We start from the raw sequence: 16,658 nt of genomic DNA, 5'->3' as shown, positions 1-16,658 counted from the left end.
CCTGTCCTATTATCGCCGCCCGCCCTCGACCTGCCCTTTACCCATGCGTATTTCCGATGTCGTCCAGTTGCTCGCCGATGCCGGCGCCAAGCCCAAGCACAGTGCCCGTATCCTGCGCGCCTGGTGCCAGGGACTGCCCCTGGATACCGGCACCCGGCGCCAGCAGGCGGAAAACTTCCTGCCGCTGGAGGTACGCCAGGCCATCCCGGCACTGACCGCGCGGCTGGAAGGCCTGGCCCGGGTGACCTCGGAGCATCCGGGAGCCGACGGTTCGGCGCGGATGCTGGTGACCCTGGGCGACGGCCAGGCGGTGGAAAGCGTGCTGCTGCCGCGTGACGGGCTCTGCGTTTCGTCCCAGGTCGGCTGCGCGGTGGGCTGCGTCTTCTGCATGACCGGCAAGAGCGGCCTGCTGCGCCAGGTGGGCAGCGCCGAGATCGTCGCCCAGGTCGCCCTGGCGCGACGCCTCAGGGCGGTCAAGAAGGTGGTCTTCATGGGCATGGGCGAGCCGGCGCACAACCTGGACAACGTGCTGGAAGCCATCGACCTGCTGGGCACCGCCGGCGGTATCGGCCATCGCAACCTGGTGTTTTCTACCGTCGGCGATCCGCGGGTGTTCGAGCGACTGCCCCAGCAGACGGTCAGGCCGGCATTGGCGCTGTCGTTGCACAGCACCAATGCCGAGCGTCGGGCCCGCCTGCTGCCCAAGGCGCCCCGCTACGAACCGGGTGAGCTGATCGAACAGGGTGAAGCCTATGCCCGGCTGATCGGCTATCCGATCCAGTACCAGTGGACGCTGCTCGCCGGCATCAACGACGGCCAGGACGAGATGGACGAATTGCTGCGGCTGATGAAGGGCAAGTACGGCGTACTCAACCTGATTCCCTACAACAGCCTGGAAGTGGACGACTACCAGCGCCCCGACGGCGAGCGCATCGTGCAGATCGTGCGTTACCTGCACAGCCGCGGCCTGCTCACCAAGGTGCGCAATTCCGCGGGCCAGGATGTCGACGGCGGTTGTGGCCAGTTGCGCGCCCGGGCCGAGGTGCTGCGCCCCGTACGCGTCAGCGCCTGACCGATCGTCCTGCGCGGGGCCCCGCCTATCAGGTGCGGCGGAACGCCCGGTCGGGCGCCCCCTCAGAGTGCATTCGCACCATTCAGAGGGAAGCTTTTCCATGCAGGATCGCATCAAACGCCACGACCCCTTCATCGCCGGTCTGAAGGAACGCCTGCCCGAAGCGCTGCGTGAATCCTTTACCGAGGAGCAGCTGGAAGCCCTCAAGCTGGCCTTCGGCACCCGCAGCTGGGGCAAGCACAGCGTCGATCTGCGCGGCACCGTCAAGTTCTGGCACCGCCGCTACTACTTCGTCTTCCTCGCCGGTCGCAACTACCGTCAACTCTCGCGCCTGGAGCAGGAATTGTCCCTGCTCGGCAAGGCCACGGTGCTGGCGGTGATCCTGCTGGCCTGCGGCCTGGTGGGCCTCTTGCTGCTCTATCTGCTCAAGTCCGCGCTGGGCATCGACATCTTTCCCGACTACTCCTTCGGAGTTTGGACCTGGTTCAAGGGTCTATTCGAGTAGCACGGATTCGCTTGACCCTGGCAGGGAGGCTTGCCCGTTGGGAGACCTCCTATGCCCCACCTGAATCGCCGTCAGACCCTCGGCCTGCTGGCTGCCAGTGCCGCCCTGCCCCTGCTGGGCGGCTATCCGCTCCGCGCCTTCGCAGCGGGCGATGAATACCTCGCCCTGGTCGAAAAGGAAGCCCCCGGCATCGGCTTCTATCGCCTGGCCGATGGCAAGCGCGTCGGCAGTCTGGAATTGCCGGAGCAACCCCATGAGATCGTCGCCGACCGCCAGGGTCGCTATGCCTATGTCGGCCAGTATGGGGTCAAGAGCTGGCAGGCGCCTGGCGAGGGCGGCCACCAGGTCAGTGTGATAGATCTCGCCGAGCGCCGCCTGGTGAGATCGATCGACCTGTCGCCCTATCACCGCCTGCACGGCATGCGCCTGGACGACCAGGGTCGCCTCTATGTGCTCAGCGAAACCGACTCGCTGCTAATCCGCTTCGATCGCCCCGCCACCGCCGAATCGCCCAGCCAGATCGTCCCGGTCGGCGGGACCCGCAGCCACTACTTCGTACTGACCCGTGACGGACGCCGTGCCTACGTCGCGGATACCCTGAGCGGCCTGGTGATCCTGGTGGACGCGCACAATCCCGCCGTGCTGCCGGTCAAGAAATACCTCGGCCAGGCGCCGGAGGGCTGCTGCCTGAGTCCGGACGAGCGTACCTTCTATGTACTCGACCGTTTCGCCGGCATCCTCCATGCGCTGGATGCCCGCGACCTGGCGCCGATCCGCCAGATCAAGCTGCGGGGCGAAGCGGTACGGGTAGCCGCCCTGCCCGATGGCCGCCTGCTGGTGTCCAATCTGGCGGACAAGAGTCTTTCGCTGCTGCGGCCCGATACCCTCGCCGAGGTGGCCTATCTGCCCATGGGCAGCGCGGTGCCCGGCCTCAACCTCGATCCCCGCGGCGAGCGGCTGTTCGCGGCGCTGGAAGATAATCAGCTGGCAGTGGTCGACCTGCGCAACTGGCGGGAGATCCGTCGCTTCGCCACCGGCAAGGCTCCGGATACCGCCGTGGTCTTCCAGGCCTGACGCGCGCCTGCACGCTGATCCGCTGCCAACCAGTCGGCGGATCCGCAAGGCACGAGAATCATCCGCATTTAACAATCCGAATCATTGTGATACAAATCACCGACCTCCGGGCGCCTCTGCGCCCTTAGCTTCCGTCGGTGATAGCTTTCATGCTCGTTCCCTTTCTGATCATGCTCCGCGAAGGTATCGAAGCGGCGCTCATCGTTGGCATCATCGCCAGCTATCTGCAACGCACCGGTCGTGGCCACTGGATGCCCGCGGTCTGGATCGGGGTGATGCTGGCCGCCGCCCTGTCCCTGTTCGTGGGCGCCGGACTGCAGTTGGCCAGCGCCGAATTCCCGCAGCGTCAGCAGGAACTGTTCGAAGCGGTAGTCGGCCTGGCCGCCACCGCCATCCTCACCTCCATGGTGTTCTGGATGCGCAAGGCGGCGCGCTCGATCAAGACCGAACTCCACGACTCCCTGGAAAACGCCCTGTCCGCTTCGCGCAACCAGGTCTATGCCCTGATCGGCATGGTCTTTCTGGCGGTGGCCCGCGAGGGCCTGGAAACCGTGTTCTTTCTGCTCGCCATCTTCCAGCAGAGCGCCGGCCCCGGTGCGCCCCTGGGTGCCTTGCTGGGCCTGATCATCGCCATCGCGGTGGGTTACGGCCTCTATACCGGCGGCGTGCGACTGAACCTGGGCAAGTTCTTTCGCTTCACCGGCCTGTTCATCCTCTTCGTCGCGGCCGGCCTGTTCACCAACTCGGTCAAGGCCCTGCATGAAGCCGGCCTGTGGAATTCGCTGCAGCAGGTACTGTTCGACTGGAGCCACGTGCTGCCCGCCGACGGCCCGGTGGGTACGGTGCTGGCCGGCATGTTCGGCTACCAGGACACCCCGACCTTGAGCACCCTCGGCGCCTATCTGCTGTTCCTGGCGGTCACCCTGCCGCTGTTCTTCCGCACCCCGGCGCCGCCCCAGCGTCCTGTGGTAACCACCTCTGCCTCGCTGGAGCGTCCGTCTTGAACAACGCCAACCCCCATTCGCCGAAGCAGGGCTCCACGGCCATGCGCCTGGCCATGATCGGCTCGGCAACCCTGCTGATCGCCGCGGCCGCCGCCTTCTATTACGCCTCGCGCTCCGCAGGCGAGCGTCACGCCACCGTGGCCGACGGCGAAATCAAGGTCGATATCCTGGCCAATCGCTGCGAGCCCAACGCCCTGGAAGTGCCTGCCGGGCCGGCGCGCTTTCGTATCGTCAACCGCTCGGATCGGGCGGTGGAGTGGGAAATCCTTGATGGCGTCCTGGTGGTCGAGGAGCGCGAGAACATCGCCCCCGGTCTCAGCCAGGTCATCAATGCCACCCTGGCGCCTGGCGACTACGCCATCACCTGCGGTCTGCTGAGCAATCCTCGCGGAACCCTCAAGGTGCTGCCCACCGCGGCCTCGGAAGCTGCCAGCAAGGCCGGTCCGACCCTGACCCAGTTAGTCGGTCCGCTGTCGGAATACCGCGTCTACCTGAATCAGCAGAGCCGCCTGTTGCTGCAGGGCATCACTACCCTCCAGCAGGCCCTGGCCGCGGGCGACCTGGAGCAGGCCCGCGCCGCCTATGCCACCGCCCGCCTGCCCTACCAGCGCCTGGCAGCGACCGCGCAGCGCTTCGCCGAACTGGACAATCGCCTCAATGCGCGCGCGGACTACTACGAAAAGCGCGAACAGGATCCGGCCTTCGGCGGCTTCCATCGCCTCGAACAAGGTCTCTTCGCCGGCAACAGCACCCGGGACCTGGAACCGGTCGCCACCCGCCTGCAACAGGACGCCGCCGCCCTGCGCGATGCCCTGCTCGGCCAGTCGCTACCGCCCGAGCAACTCAGCGGCAACGCCGCACGCCTGCTGCACAACCTGGCCAGCACCCGGATCTCGGGCGAAGAAGAACGCTACAGCCAGCTCGTGCTGCCCGGTTTCGCCGCCAATCTGGACGGCACGCGCAAGGTGATCGAATTGCTGCGCCCGCTGCTCGGCAAGGGGCATCCCGAGCTGCAGCAACGGCTGGATACTCAGGCCGACGCCCTGGCCGCGGCCCTGGGCGATGTCCAGCGTCCCTACTCTTCCCTTTCCCCTGACGACCGCCAGCGCATCGCCGCCGCGGCCCAGGCCCTGGCCGACTCCCTCGACCAGGTCGCCCCGGCCCTCGGCCTGGCCGCGACCAAGACCACGCCATGAAGAAGTCCGCTCCCGATCAGCCCAATATCGACCGTCGCCGCCTGCTGGGTGGCCTTGGGGCCGCCAGCGTGGCCCTGGCCGGTGCCGGGCTCTGCCCGATGCACGCCCGGGCGGCCAGCACCGCCGAGGTGACCCGTGCCCCCGGCAGCGCCAATACCCACCAGCGCCAGGCGTTCCTTGGCCAACACCAGAGCGGCATCGTCACCCCACGGCCGGCGGCCGGGATGATCGTGGCCTTCGATGTGCTGGCCAGCGACCGTGACGACCTGGAACGCCTGCTGCGGACCCTCGACGAGCGCATTCGCTTTCTCATGCAGGGCGGTCCGGTACCGGAGGTCGATCCTAGGTTGCCGCCGCTGGATTCCGGCATCCTCGGTCCGGTGGTGACGCCGGACAACCTCACCATCACCGTCTCGGTGGGCGAGTCGCTGTTCGATGACCGTTTCGGCCTGAGCGCGGTAAAGCCGCGCCAGCTGCAGCGCATGACCGGCTTTCCCAACGACGCCCTGGAAGCGGACTGCTGCCACGGCGATCTCTGCCTGCAGTTCTGCGCCAATACCCCGGACACCAACATCCACGCCCTGCGCGACATCCTGAAGAATCTGCCCGACCTGCTGGCGATCCGCTGGAAGCAGGAAGGCAGCGTGCCGGTGCAGGATCCGCCCCCTGGGCAACCGGCGGAAAGCGCGCGCAACTTCCTCGGCTTTCGCGACGGCTCGGCCAACCCCGATTCCACCGACGCCCAGGCGATGGACCGGATCGTCTGGGTCCAGCCCGGCAGCGGCGAGCCCGCCTGGGCCGCCCTGGGCAGCTACCAGGCGGTGCGCATCATCCGCAATTTCGTCGAGCGCTGGGATCGCACCCCGCTGCAGGAGCAGGAAGCCATCTTCGGACGGCGCAAGGCCAGTGGCGCGCCCATGGCCGGCGGCCACGAGACCGATGTGCCGGATTACGCCAGCGATCCCAAGGGCAAGGTCACGCCGCTGGACGCCCATATCCGCCTGGCCAATCCCCGCACCCCGGAGAGCCAGCGCAACCTGATCCTGCGCCGCCCCTTCAACTACTCCAATGGCGTGCGCAAGAACGGCCAGCTCGACATGGGCCTGCTGTTCATCGCCTACCAGGCAGATCTGGAGCAGGGCTTCATCGCCGTACAGAAACGCCTGGATGGCGAGCCCCTGGAGGAATACATCAAGCCCATCGGCGGCGGTTACTTCTTCGTCCTGCCGGGGATCACCGATGCCAAGGACTATCTCGGCCGCAGCCTGCTGGCCGCCGCATCGCTTTAAAACCTCGACAGGAGAAGTCGAATGAAACGCTCGTTCCTCGCCGCTGCCCTCGGTCTGGCCTTCGCCACGCCGGCCTTCGCTGCCAACTCGCCGCTGGATCTGGTCGGCCCCATCTCCGACTACAAGATCTATGTCACCGACAACCTGGCCAAGCTCACCGAGCAGACCCAGGCCTTCACCGCGGCGGTCAAGCGCGGCGACCTGGCCACCGCGCGCAAGCTCTATGCCCCGACGCGGGTCTCCTACGAGCAGGTCGAGCCCATCGCCGAACTCTTCAGCGACCTGGACGCCGCCATCGACTCCCGCGAAGACGATCACGAACAGGGGGTCAAATCCGAAGACTTCACCGGCTTCCATCGCCTGGAGCACGCCCTCTTCACCCAGAACACCACCGAAGGCCAGGGTCCCCTCGCCGACAAGCTGCTGGCAGACGTCAAGGACCTGCAGGCCCGCGTCGACGGCCTGACCTTCCCGCCGGAAAAGGTGGTGGGTGGCGCCGCGGCGCTGATGGAGGAAGTGGCGGCGACCAAGGTGTCGGGCGAGGAAGAGCGCTATAGCCACACCGACCTCTATGACTTCCAGGCCAACGTCGATGGCGCCAAGAAGATCGTCGACCTGTTCCGCCCGCAGATCGCGAAGCAGGACCAGGCCTTCGTCGCCAAGGTCGACAAGAACTTCGCCACGGTCGACAAGATCCTGGCCAAGTACAAGACCAAGGACGGCGGCTTCGAGACCTACGACAAGGTCAGCGAACGTGATCGCAAGGCCCTGGTCGGTCCGGTCAACACCCTGGCGGAAGATCTCTCCACCCTGCGCGGCAAGCTGGGCCTGAACTAAGGCCCGCGGTGGGCGGTGTCCGGCGCCGCCCATCCTGCTCTCGCTTATCGCCGGAATAGATTTATATATAAAGAAACATCGCTTTTAAGCATATAGACCTGCTGCTATCGTGCACGGCCTAGAAAAGTCTCCAGAGCACCCCGGGGTGCCCAGGACTTCGATCACGCGCAGCCGTGCGCGCCGCCTGACAGCAGGATGACCATGTACGTTTACGATCAGTACGATCAGCGGATCGTCGAAGAGCGTGTCGCCCAGTTTCGCGACCAGACCCGCCGCTTCCTGGCCGGAGAGCTGGGTGGCGAAGAATACCGCCCGCTGCGCCTGCAGAACGGTCTCTACATCCAGCGCTATGCGCCCATGCTGCGGGTCGCGGTGCCCTACGGCCTGCTGAACACCACCCAGGTACGCAAGCTGGCGCAGATCGCCCGTGACTACGACAAGGGCTACGCCCACATCAGTACCCGGCAGAACTTCCAGTTCAACTGGCCGGAGCTGGAAGACGTCCCCGAGATCCTCGCCGAGCTGGCCACCGTGCAGATGCACGCCATCCAGACCAGCGGCAACTGCATCCGCAACACCACCACCGACCAGTTCGCCGGCGTCGCCCATGACGAATTGATCGATCCGCGCCCCTGGTGCGAGATCATCCGCCAGTGGTCGACCTTCCACCCCGAATTCGCCTTCCTGCCGCGCAAGTTCAAGATCGCCGTCAACGGCGCCGCCCTGGATCGCGCCGCCATCGAGGTGCACGACATCGGCCTGGAAGCGGTCCGCAACGAGGCCGGCGAGCTGGGCTTCCGCGTGCTGGTCGGCGGCGGCCAGGGCCGTACTCCCCACACCGGTGAATTCATCCGTGAATTCCTGCCCTGGCAGCACCTGCTCAGCTACCTGGAAGCCACCCTGCGGGTCTACAACCGCTATGGCCGCCGCGACAACAAGTTCAAGGCGCGCATCAAGATCCTGGTCAAGGCCCTGGGCGCCGACGCCTTCGCCGAAAAGGTCGAGGCCGAGTGGGCCCACCTCAAGGACGGCCCCATCACCCTGACCGACGCCGAGGTCGCGCGGGTCTCCGCCTTCTTCGTCGATCCGCCCTATGCCGAGCTGCAGGACCAGGACGCCGCCCTCGCCCGCCTGGACGCCGAGCAGCCCGGCTTCGCCCGCTGGCGCCAGCGCAACACCTTCCGTCACAAGCGCCCTGGCTACGTCGCCGTGACCCTGTCGCTCAAGCCCACCGGCGTGGCCCCGGGGGACGTCACCGATCTCCAGCTGGACGCCATGGCCGAGCTGGCCGATCGCTACAGCTTCGGCGAGCTGCGCACCTCCCACCAGCAGAACGTCATCTTCGCCGACGTCCGCCAGGACCAGTTGCTGGAGCTGTGGCACGAGTTGCGCGAGCACGGCTTCGCCACCCCCAACATCGGCCTGCTGACCGACATGATCTGCTGCCCGGGCGGTGATTTCTGCTCCCTGGCCAACGCCAAGTCGATCCCCATCGCCGAAGCCATCCAGCGCCGTTTCGACGACTTGGACTACCTGTTCGACATCGGCGAACTGGACCTCAACATCTCCGGTTGCATGAACGCCTGTGGCCACCACCACGTCGGCCACATCGGCATCCTCGGCGTGGACAAGAAGGGCGAGGAGTTCTACCAGGTGTCCCTGGGCGGGGACGCCGGCCGTGACGCCACCCTGGCCAAGATCCTCGGCCCCTCCTTCGCCCAGGACCAGATGCCCGAGGTGATCGGCAAGCTGATCAACGTCTACGTCGAGCGACGCACCGAAGACGAGCGCTTCATCGACACCTACCGCCGTATCGGTATCGACCCGTTCAAGGAGCGCGTCTATGCAAAGAATCATTAAGGGCGACCAGCTGGTCACCGACAACTGGCACCTGCTGCCCAAGGACGTCGCCCTCGCCGACGTCCCCAACAGCGACGACGTGATCATCCCGGCCGCCCTGTGGCTGGAGCACGGCCATGCCCTCACCTGCCGCGACGGCAAGCTGGGCATCTGGCTGGACAGCGACGAAGAGCCGGAGAGCATTGCCGGCGACCTCGCGCACTTCGCCCTGATCGCCATCAACTTCCCGGCCTTCGTCGACGGGCGTGGCTATTCCTATGCCCGCCTGCTGCGCGAACGCTTCGGCTGGACCGGCGAGCTGCGCGCCATCGGCGATGTGCTGCAGGACCAGCTGTTCTTTCTCAAGCGCTGCGGCTTCGATGCCTACGTGGTCCGTGCCGACCGCGATCCGGAAGCGGCCCTGGCCGGTCTGCGCGACTTCAGCGTGACCTATCAGGGCGCGGTCGACCAGGCCGAGCCGCTGTTCCGCCGCCGCCAGGCCTGATCGCCGCGGACGCAAAAGAAAACCCGCCGCGGCGGGTTTCTTTTTATCGGGGCTTCGCTCAACCGAGATCGACCACCACGCGCCCCACCATCTTGCCCGCCAGGATCTGACTGATGGTGTCGGGCAGTTCGCCAAGGCCGACCTCGCGGGTCAGGCTGTCCAGGTCGTCCAGCTTCCACTGCACCGAGAGCTTGTCCCAGAGCGCGGCCTTGGCCATCAGTGGCAATTCCACGGAATCCACGCCCAGCAGATTCACCCCGCGCAGGATGAAGGGAAAGACCCCGGCGGCGAAGGTGGTGCCGGCGGTCATGCCGCAGCAGGCCACGCTGCCGCCGTATTCCAGCGACTTGATGACGTTGAAGAGGATGTCGCCGCCGACGGTATCCACCGCCCCGGCCCACTGCTGGTCCAGCAGCGGCTTGCCGACGCCATCGGCCAGGGTGGCGCGGTCGAGGATCTGCCGGGCACCCAGGCGATGCAGCCACTCCGCGCGCTCCAGCTTGGCGGTGGACGCCGCCACGTGATAGCCCAGGCGTGCCAGCAGCTTGACCGCCAGACTGCCCACGCCACCACTGGCACCGGTGACCAGCACGGTACCGGCTTCAGGGGTCAGGCCCATCTGTTCGAGCTTCTCGACGCACAGCGCCGCGGTGAGCCCCGCGGTGCCCAGCACCATGGCCTCGCGCAGGCCGAGATTGTCCGGGCGGCGGATCACCCAGGCGGCCGGTACCCGGATGTACTGGCCGAAGCCGCCGGGGGTGCTCATGCCCAGGTCGTAGCCCGTGACCAGGACCTCATCGCCCACGGCGAATTCGCCAGCGCTGGAGTGCTCCACCACCCCGGCTGCGTCTATCCCCGGGGTATGGGGATAACGCCGGGTCACGCCGCGGTTGCCGATGGCCGACAGGGCGTCCTTGTAGTTGAGCGAGGAGTAGCGCACCCGGATCAGCACCTCGCCCGCGGGCAGGTCCTCCAGGCTGCGCGTCACCACCTCTTGCCGGAAAGCACCATGGGCCCCTTCGGTCACCCAAAGCGCCTGAAAATTGCTCATCGCAGAACCTCCGTTGGAGTCTTGTTATGGGCCGTCAGTCCCTTGGACCTCAGCGCCAGCGGGTCGACTCGGCCAGGCGCTCCCACCAGGTGCTCACCAGGCGGTCGACCCCGAGGCTCGCGGCCATGCCCAGGCGCTCGGGCAACGACTTCTTCTCGACGAAGCGCAGCGAAAAGACTTCGACCACCTGGGCCCGTTCGGCCAGGTATTCGTCACTGGTGCGCAGCTCGTCCACCAGTTGCTTGCCCAGCGCGGCCTGGCCGAGCCAAACCTCGCCGGTGGCGACCTCGTCGATATTGAGCTGCGGCCGGTAGTGGGCGACGAAATTCTTGAACAGCACATGGGTAGTATCCAGATCGTGCTGGAATTTTTCCTTGCCCTTCTCGTCGTTCTCGCCGAACACCGTGACGGTGCGCTTGTACTGGCCGGCGGTGAAGACCTCGAAATCCACGTCATGCTTCTTCAGCAGGCGGTGGACGTTGGGCAGCTGGGCGACCACACCGATGGAGCCGAGGATGGCGAAGGGCGCGCAGAGGATGCGGTCGCCGATGCAGGCCATCATGTAGCCGCCACTGGCCGCTACCTTGTCGACGCAGATGGTCAGAGGAATTCCCGCCTGGCGTATGCGCGCCAGTTGCGAGGCGGCCAGGCCATAGCTGTGCACCAGCCCACCGCCGCTTTCCAGCCGCACCACCACCTCGTCCTTGGGCGTCGCCAGGGTCAGAACGGCGGTGATCTCGTTGCGCAGGTGTTCGTTGGCCGTGGCCTTGATGTCGCCATGGAAATCGAGCACATAGACCCGCGACTTGCCGGTCTCGCTCTTGCGCTTGGTCTTCTCGGCCTTGGTCTCGCGCTTGCGCAGGGCCTTGAAGGCCTCCTTGCCCAGCACGCTCTGCTGCAACCTCAGCCGCAGATCGCGATAGAAGTCATTGAGCTTCTGCACCTGCAACTGGCCAGCGGAGCTGCGCCGGTTGCGGCCGCGAACGGCGACGGTGAACAGCAGCACGGCGATGATGGCGACCACCACGGTGACGGTTTTGGCCAGGAAACTGGCATAGTCGGCAAGAAACTCCACGGACTCTCCTAGGATGGCGGCAGCAGTGCCCTGCCCAGCATACCGAGTCGCCCGACCGATAGAAACTCGGCGACTCACAGGCGGTCTTCCGGCACCCGCTAGCCATTCGCGGCCATCGGGCCGTGCGCACGCACCAGCCTTTCAAACAAGCGTATGAATATCCGTTGACAGGCCTCCTGCCGCCCCCTACCCTCGGTCGAGTGCCCTGCCCCTCCCGCTGGAGTGGGCCTCATCGAAAAAGACCACAAGGACCCCCGCCATGAGCGCAGCCGAAGCCATCGCCACCCTGAAGAGCAAGTTCGACCCCTCCGCCGCGGCCGGCCTGGATCTCACCTATCAATTCGACGTCGAGGGCGGTGACAACTACTACGTGGTCGTCAAGGACGGCACCTGCGACGTCCAGCAAGGCGACGCTGCCGACCCGGATTGCACCCTGATCATGGACCAGGACACCCTGGCCGGCATTGTCAGCGGCGAAACCGACGGCATGCAGGCCTTCATGTCCGGCAAGCTGCGCGTCGAAGGCAACATGATGCTGAGCATGAAGCTGGGCGAACTCTTCCCCAACTAAGCGCCAGTCATGAAAAAGCCGGGCAATCGCCCGGCTTTTTTGTGCCCGGGATCAAGGCCGCCGCGGCGGCGCCGGTGGGGTGACGTTGCCATCCCAACCACCACCGAGCGCGGCGATCAGCTGGACGCTGGCACTGAGGCGGCTGCCCAGCAGGGTCAGGTTGGTGCGTTCGTTGCTCAGGGCGGTGGTCTGCAGGGTGACTACGTCGAGATAGCCGATCAGCCCGGCCTGGTACTGGTTCTCGGCCAGTTGCAGGGCGCGGCGCGCGGCATCCAGGGCCTCCTGGCGCACGCCGGCTTCGTCGCCGTAGGTGCGCAGCTGCACCAGATAGTCCTCCACCTCGCGGAAGCCATCGAGCACGGTCTGGCGATAACCGGCGACGCTGGCGTCGTAGCTGGCCTCGGCGGACTCCACCTGGGCGCGGCGCAGGCCGCCATCGAACAGCGACAGGGCAAAGGATGGCCCGATCGACCAGAAGCGATTCGGCGTGCTGATCAGATTGCCCCACTGGCTGGCACTGTAGCCACCACTGGCACTCAGGGTCAGGTCCGGGTAGTAGGCCGCTTCGGCGACGCCGATGGCGGCATTGGCGGCCATGACCTGACGCTCGGCCTGGGCGATGTCCGGACGCCGCTCCAGCAGGGTCGAGGGCACGGCGCTTGGCAGCGGCGGCAATTCAGGAATTGTCTTGACCGCGGCCAGCTGGAAATTGGCCGGGACTTCGCCGACCAGCACCGCGATGGCGTTTTCCAGTTGGGCACGCTGATACCTGAGATCGATGGCGTCGGCCTGGGTGCTCTTCAGCTGGGTGGTCGCCTGGGCCACATCCGCCGGCGTGACGATGCCGGCGCGGTACTGATTCTGGGTCAGGCGCAGGGAACGCTCGTAGGCGGCCAACGTGGCATCGAGCAATCGCTGCTGGGCGTCCAGCACCCGCACCTGCAGGTAGTTGGTCGCCAGTTGCGTCTGCAGACTCAGGCGGGTGGCCGCCAGCTCCGCGGCGCTGGCCTGGGCGGAGGCCCGATCCGCCTCCACCTGGCGCCTTACGCGCCCCCAGAGATCCAGCTCCCAGCTCACCCCCAGGCTGGCGTCGTAGGCGTTGCTGATTGTGCTGGTGCCACCGCTGCTGAAGGTGCTGCTGGTGCCATTGGAATTGCGGATGACGGTGTTGCTGCCCGAACCGCCCCCGCGCCCGGAGCGAGTGGCGCCCAGGCTGCTGGACAGGGTCGGGAACAACGCGGCCCGTGCCTGGCTGACCAGGGCCAGGGACTGCCGATAGGTCGCCTCGGCCTGGGCCAGGCTCTGGTTGCGCTGGTTCAGTTGGACCATCAGGCGGTCGAGGGTCGGATCGTCGTAGCGCCGCCACCAGTCGCCACGGATATCCAGATCCTTGGGCGCGGCGGCCTGCCAGCCCTCCGCATGACGGTAGGCGACCGGCACCGCGGTGGTCGGCCGCTGGTAGTCCGGGCCCAGGGTACAGCCGGCCAGCAGCAGAGCCAGGGTCAGCGTCGGCAGGCGCAGGGTTGGAGTCATAGCGGCGTATCCAGGGCAGCGTCGGTACGGATGCCGCGCCAGCGATTGACGCGGCGGCGCAGGCGTTCGAAATAGAGATAGACCACCGGAGTGGTGTAGAGCGTCAGGATCTGGCTCAGGACCAGGCCACCGACGATCACCAGGCCCAGTGGCTGACGCATCTCGGCGCCTTCGGTATTGCCGATCAATAGCGGTACGGCACCGAGGATGGCGGCCATGGTGGTCATCAGGATGGGCCTCAAGCGCAGCAGGCAGGCCTGGCGAATGCCCTCCTCGGGCGTCAGTCCCTGCTGGCGTTCCAGCTGCAGGGCCAGATCCACCATCATGATGGCGTTCTTCTTCACCACCCCGATCAGCAGGAACAGGCCGAGCATGGAAATCAGGCTGAACTGGCCGCCGGTGAGCTGGATGGCGAGCAAGGCCCCCACCCCGGCCGAGGGCAGCGTCGAGAGGATGGTCAGCGGGTGCACGTAGCTCTCGTAGAGCACGCCGAGCACGATATAGACCAGCACCAGGGCGCCGAGGATCATCAGCGGTTGCCCGGACACCGTGCTGGCGAAGATGTTGGCCGACCCGCCCAGGCGCCCCTGGACATCGCTGGGCAGGCCGATGGCGGCCACGGCGCGTTGCACCGCCCGGGTCGCCTGCTCCAGGCTGACATCCGGCGCCAGGTCGAAGTTGATGCTTTCCGAGGCGAACTGGCCGTCGTGGGTGACGCGGTCCTCGGCGAGGCTGTTGGTGTAGTAGGCGAAGGCCGACAGCGGCACCTGGGCGCCGCTACTGGTGATGACCCGCACCTGCTCGAGGACGGTCGGGTCCTGGGCATAGCGCGGATTGATCTCCATCACCACCTTGTACTGGTTGAGCGGTTCGTAGATGGTGGAGATCTGCCGCTGGGCGAAGGAGTTGTTGAGAACCGCGGCCACGGTCTCCATGTTCACGCCGAGGCGCTTGGCCTTCTCACGATCGATCTGCAGGGTGATCTGCTGGGTGCTGCCTTCGCGGCCGTCCACCGCGGTCAGCTCCGGCAGCGCCTTGAGCGCTGCCAGCACCTTGGGTTGCCAGGCTTCCAGCAGCCCGACGTCGCCCGAGAGCAGGTTGTACTCATAGGACGAGGTGCTCTGCTGGCGACCACCGAATCTCAGATCCTGGTCGGCCATGAGGAACAGCTGGGCGCCCGGCACCTTGGGCGCATTGGCACGGATGCGCTCGATGACCTTCTGCGCATCCAGCTGGCGCTCGGCGATGGGCTTGAGGCGAATCAGCATCACCGCGTTGTTCACCCCGCTGCCGGAGCCGGAACTGCCGACGAAACCGGAGGCACTGGCCACCGCCGGATCGGCCAGCAGCGACTTGCGCAGGATCTCGATCTTCGGCTGCATCACCTGGAACGACAGCGCATTGTCGCCGCGGATGAAACCGATCAGCTGGCCGGTGTCCTGCTGCGGCATGAAGGTCTTGGGCACCACCACATAGAGCAGCACGTTGAGCGCTATGGTGGCGATCAGACTCAGCAGGGTCAGGCGGCGATGGCGCAGGGCCCAGCCGAGGCTGCGGTCGTAACCCGCCACCAGCCGGCGATGGGCCCGCTCGCTGAAGCGCTGCAGGCGGCTTTCGGTAGCGGGATCGTGGGGCCTGAGCCAGCGCGCGCAGAGCATGGGCGTCAGCGTGAGGGACACCACCAGCGACACCAGGATGGCCGCCGCCAGGGTCAGGGAGAATTCGCGGAACAGCTTTTCGACGATGCCGCCGATGAAGAGGATGGCGACGAAGACGGCCACCAGGGAAACGTTCATCGACAGCAGAGTGAAGCCCACCTCGCGGGTGCCCTGGTAGGCCGCCTTGAGCGGCGCCATGCCGTTGTCGATGTGGCGGGCGATGTTCTCCAGCACCACGATGGCATCGTCCACCACCAGCCCGGCGGCCAGGATCAGCGCCATGAGCGACAGGGTGTTGAGGGAGAAACCGAGCAGGTACATGACGGCGAAGGTACCCACCAGGGAGATGGGCACCGCCAGGGCCGGGATCACCGCGCTGCGCAGCCGGCCGAGGAACAGCCAGACCACGCCGATCACCAGGAAGACGGCGATGATCAGCGTCAGTTCGGCTTCATGCAGGGTGGCCTTGATCACCCCCGATCGGTCCATGGCCACCTCCAGGCGCGCGCTGGCCGGGACGATGGCCTCCAGCGCCGGCAGGCGCGCCTTGAGCGCGGCGATGGTCTCGATGATGTTGGCGTTGGCCTGCCGATTGACCACCAGCAGCACGGCGCTCTGGTCGTTGTAGAAGCCGGCGTTATAGCGGTCCTCCACGGCATCGCTGACCTTGGCGACATCGCGCAGGCGCAGCGTCGCGCCATCCTGGTAGCGGATGATCAGGGGGGCGTAGTCGGCGGCCTTGAACAGCTGGTCGTTGGCCTGGATCTGCCAGTTGTGCTCGTCATTGGCCACCGCGCCCTTGGGCCGGCGCTGGTTGGCGCTGTTGATGGCGGTGCGGACGTCGTCCAGCGCCAGCCCGTAATGCTCCAGCTGGCGCGGTTCCAGCTCGACGCGCACCGCCGGCAGGGAGCTGCCACCGATCTGCACCTCGCCCACGCCGCTGACCTGGGACAGGCTCTGGGCCAGTACCGTGGACGCCAGGTCGTAGAGCTCGCCCTTGCTCAGGGTCTTGGAGGTCAGCGAGAACACCATGATGGGTGCCTGGGACGGATTGACCTTGCGATAGCGCGGCATCTGGCGCATGCCGCTCGGCAGCAGGTTGCGCGAGGCATTGATGGCCGCCTGCACCTCGCGGGCGGCGGTATTGACGTCCTTGTCCAGCGCGAACTGGATGATGATCTGGGTCGAGCCCTGGCTGCTGCGGCTGGTCATGGAGCTGATGCCGGCGATGGTGCCCAGGGAGCGCTCCAGCGGCGTGGCGACACTGGAGGCCATCACCTGGGGACTGGCGCCGGACAGGGTCGCCGAGACCGTGATGGTGAGGAAGTCCATCTGTGGCAGCGGCGCCACCGGCAACAGCCGGAAGGCGATGGCGCCGAGCAGCAGCAACGCCAGACTCAGCAGCAGGGTCGCGACCGGCCGGGCGATGAAGGGCGCCGAGAGATTCAC

14 protein-coding genes are annotated in these 16,658 nt (G+C 66.5%); 10 read left to right on the top strand and 4 right to left on the bottom strand.

Annotation, left to right across the window (positions count from 1 at the left end; all coding sequences use genetic code 11):
- Window positions 1-43 precede the first annotated feature (43 nt).
- From QMX82_RS01150 to QMX82_RS01110, 9 genes are all read left to right on the top strand, one after another.
- Window positions 44-1,072 carry an RNA methyltransferase gene (locus QMX82_RS01150; RefSeq protein ID WP_282280898.1) on the top strand — a complete coding sequence of 343 codons (1,029 nt, stop codon included), beginning with the start codon at window positions 44-46 and terminating at the stop codon, window positions 1,070-1,072.
- A 100-nt stretch (window positions 1,073-1,172) separates the two neighbouring features.
- Window positions 1,173-1,577 carry a 3-phosphoshikimate 1-carboxyvinyltransferase gene (locus QMX82_RS01145; protein WP_133863086.1) on the top strand — a complete coding sequence of 135 codons (405 nt, stop codon included), beginning with the start codon at window positions 1,173-1,175 and terminating at the stop codon, window positions 1,575-1,577.
- 51 nt (window positions 1,578-1,628) lie between these two features.
- Window positions 1,629-2,651: a twin-arginine translocation pathway signal protein gene (locus QMX82_RS01140; protein WP_280307487.1), complete on the top strand. Its 1,023-nt coding sequence runs from the start codon at window positions 1,629-1,631 to the stop codon at window positions 2,649-2,651.
- A 149-nt stretch (window positions 2,652-2,800) separates the two neighbouring features.
- Window positions 2,801-3,655, top strand: a complete 855-nt coding sequence (gene efeU / locus QMX82_RS01135) for an iron uptake transporter permease EfeU (protein ID WP_282280897.1) — start codon at window positions 2,801-2,803, stop codon at window positions 3,653-3,655.
- Window positions 3,656-3,696: 41 nt separating this feature from the next.
- Entirely contained in the window at window positions 3,697-4,851 is a 1,155-nt protein-coding gene (gene efeO / locus QMX82_RS01130; RefSeq protein WP_282280970.1) for an iron uptake system protein EfeO, read from the top strand.
- Complete coding sequence (gene efeB, locus QMX82_RS01125) at window positions 4,848-6,140, top strand: iron uptake transporter deferrochelatase/peroxidase subunit (protein WP_282280896.1); 1,293 nt, start codon at window positions 4,848-4,850, stop codon at window positions 6,138-6,140. The genes efeO (QMX82_RS01130) and efeB overlap by 4 nt, the downstream gene beginning before the upstream one ends.
- 21 nt (window positions 6,141-6,161) lie before the next feature.
- Complete coding sequence (gene efeO / locus QMX82_RS01120) at window positions 6,162-6,977, top strand: iron uptake system protein EfeO (RefSeq protein WP_208691285.1); 816 nt, start codon at window positions 6,162-6,164, stop codon at window positions 6,975-6,977.
- Between the two features lie 201 nt (window positions 6,978-7,178).
- Entirely contained in the window at window positions 7,179-8,837 is a 1,659-nt protein-coding gene (locus QMX82_RS01115; RefSeq protein ID WP_208691286.1) for a nitrite/sulfite reductase, read from the top strand.
- Entirely contained in the window at window positions 8,821-9,321 is a 501-nt protein-coding gene (locus tag QMX82_RS01110; protein ID WP_133863093.1) for a DUF934 domain-containing protein, read from the top strand. The genes QMX82_RS01115 and QMX82_RS01110 overlap by 17 nt, the downstream gene beginning before the upstream one ends.
- A 58-nt stretch (window positions 9,322-9,379) precedes the next feature.
- On the opposite strand, the gene QMX82_RS01105 is transcribed toward QMX82_RS01110, so the two are convergent.
- Together QMX82_RS01105 and sohB are read right to left on the bottom strand one after the other, a co-directional pair.
- On the bottom strand, window positions 9,380-10,372 hold the full coding sequence (locus QMX82_RS01105) for a YhdH/YhfP family quinone oxidoreductase (RefSeq protein WP_282280895.1): 993 nt from the start codon (window positions 10,370-10,372) through the stop codon (window positions 9,380-9,382).
- A 49-nt stretch (window positions 10,373-10,421) separates the two neighbouring features.
- Window positions 10,422-11,447, bottom strand: coding sequence for a protease SohB (gene sohB / locus QMX82_RS01100; protein ID WP_133863095.1), 1,026 nt, complete (start codon window positions 11,445-11,447; stop codon window positions 10,422-10,424).
- Window positions 11,448-11,706: 259 nt separating this feature from the next.
- Here sohB and QMX82_RS01095 point away from each other — a divergent pair, with 259 nt between their 5' ends.
- Complete coding sequence (locus QMX82_RS01095) at window positions 11,707-12,018, top strand: SCP2 sterol-binding domain-containing protein (protein WP_017640561.1); 312 nt, start codon at window positions 11,707-11,709, stop codon at window positions 12,016-12,018.
- A gap of 51 nt (window positions 12,019-12,069) precedes the next feature.
- On the opposite strand, the gene QMX82_RS01090 is transcribed toward QMX82_RS01095, so the two are convergent.
- Together QMX82_RS01090 and QMX82_RS01085 are read right to left on the bottom strand one after the other, a co-directional pair.
- Window positions 12,070-13,551 carry an efflux transporter outer membrane subunit gene (locus tag QMX82_RS01090; protein WP_282280894.1) on the bottom strand — a complete coding sequence of 494 codons (1,482 nt, stop codon included), beginning with the start codon at window positions 13,549-13,551 and terminating at the stop codon, window positions 12,070-12,072.
- Window positions 13,548-16,658 (bottom strand): efflux RND transporter permease subunit, encoded by a 3,111-nt coding sequence (locus tag QMX82_RS01085; protein WP_282280893.1) that lies wholly within the window; start codon window positions 16,656-16,658, stop codon window positions 13,548-13,550. The genes QMX82_RS01090 and QMX82_RS01085 overlap by 4 nt, the downstream gene beginning before the upstream one ends.

It is taken from the genome of Pseudomonas sp. PS02302, from assembly GCF_029959585.1.
GTDB lineage: Bacteria > Pseudomonadota > Gammaproteobacteria > Pseudomonadales > Pseudomonadaceae > Chryseomonas > Chryseomonas aestiva.
Note: the sequence above shows the minus strand (reverse complement) of the source record. Positions and strands in the feature narration are given on the sequence as shown.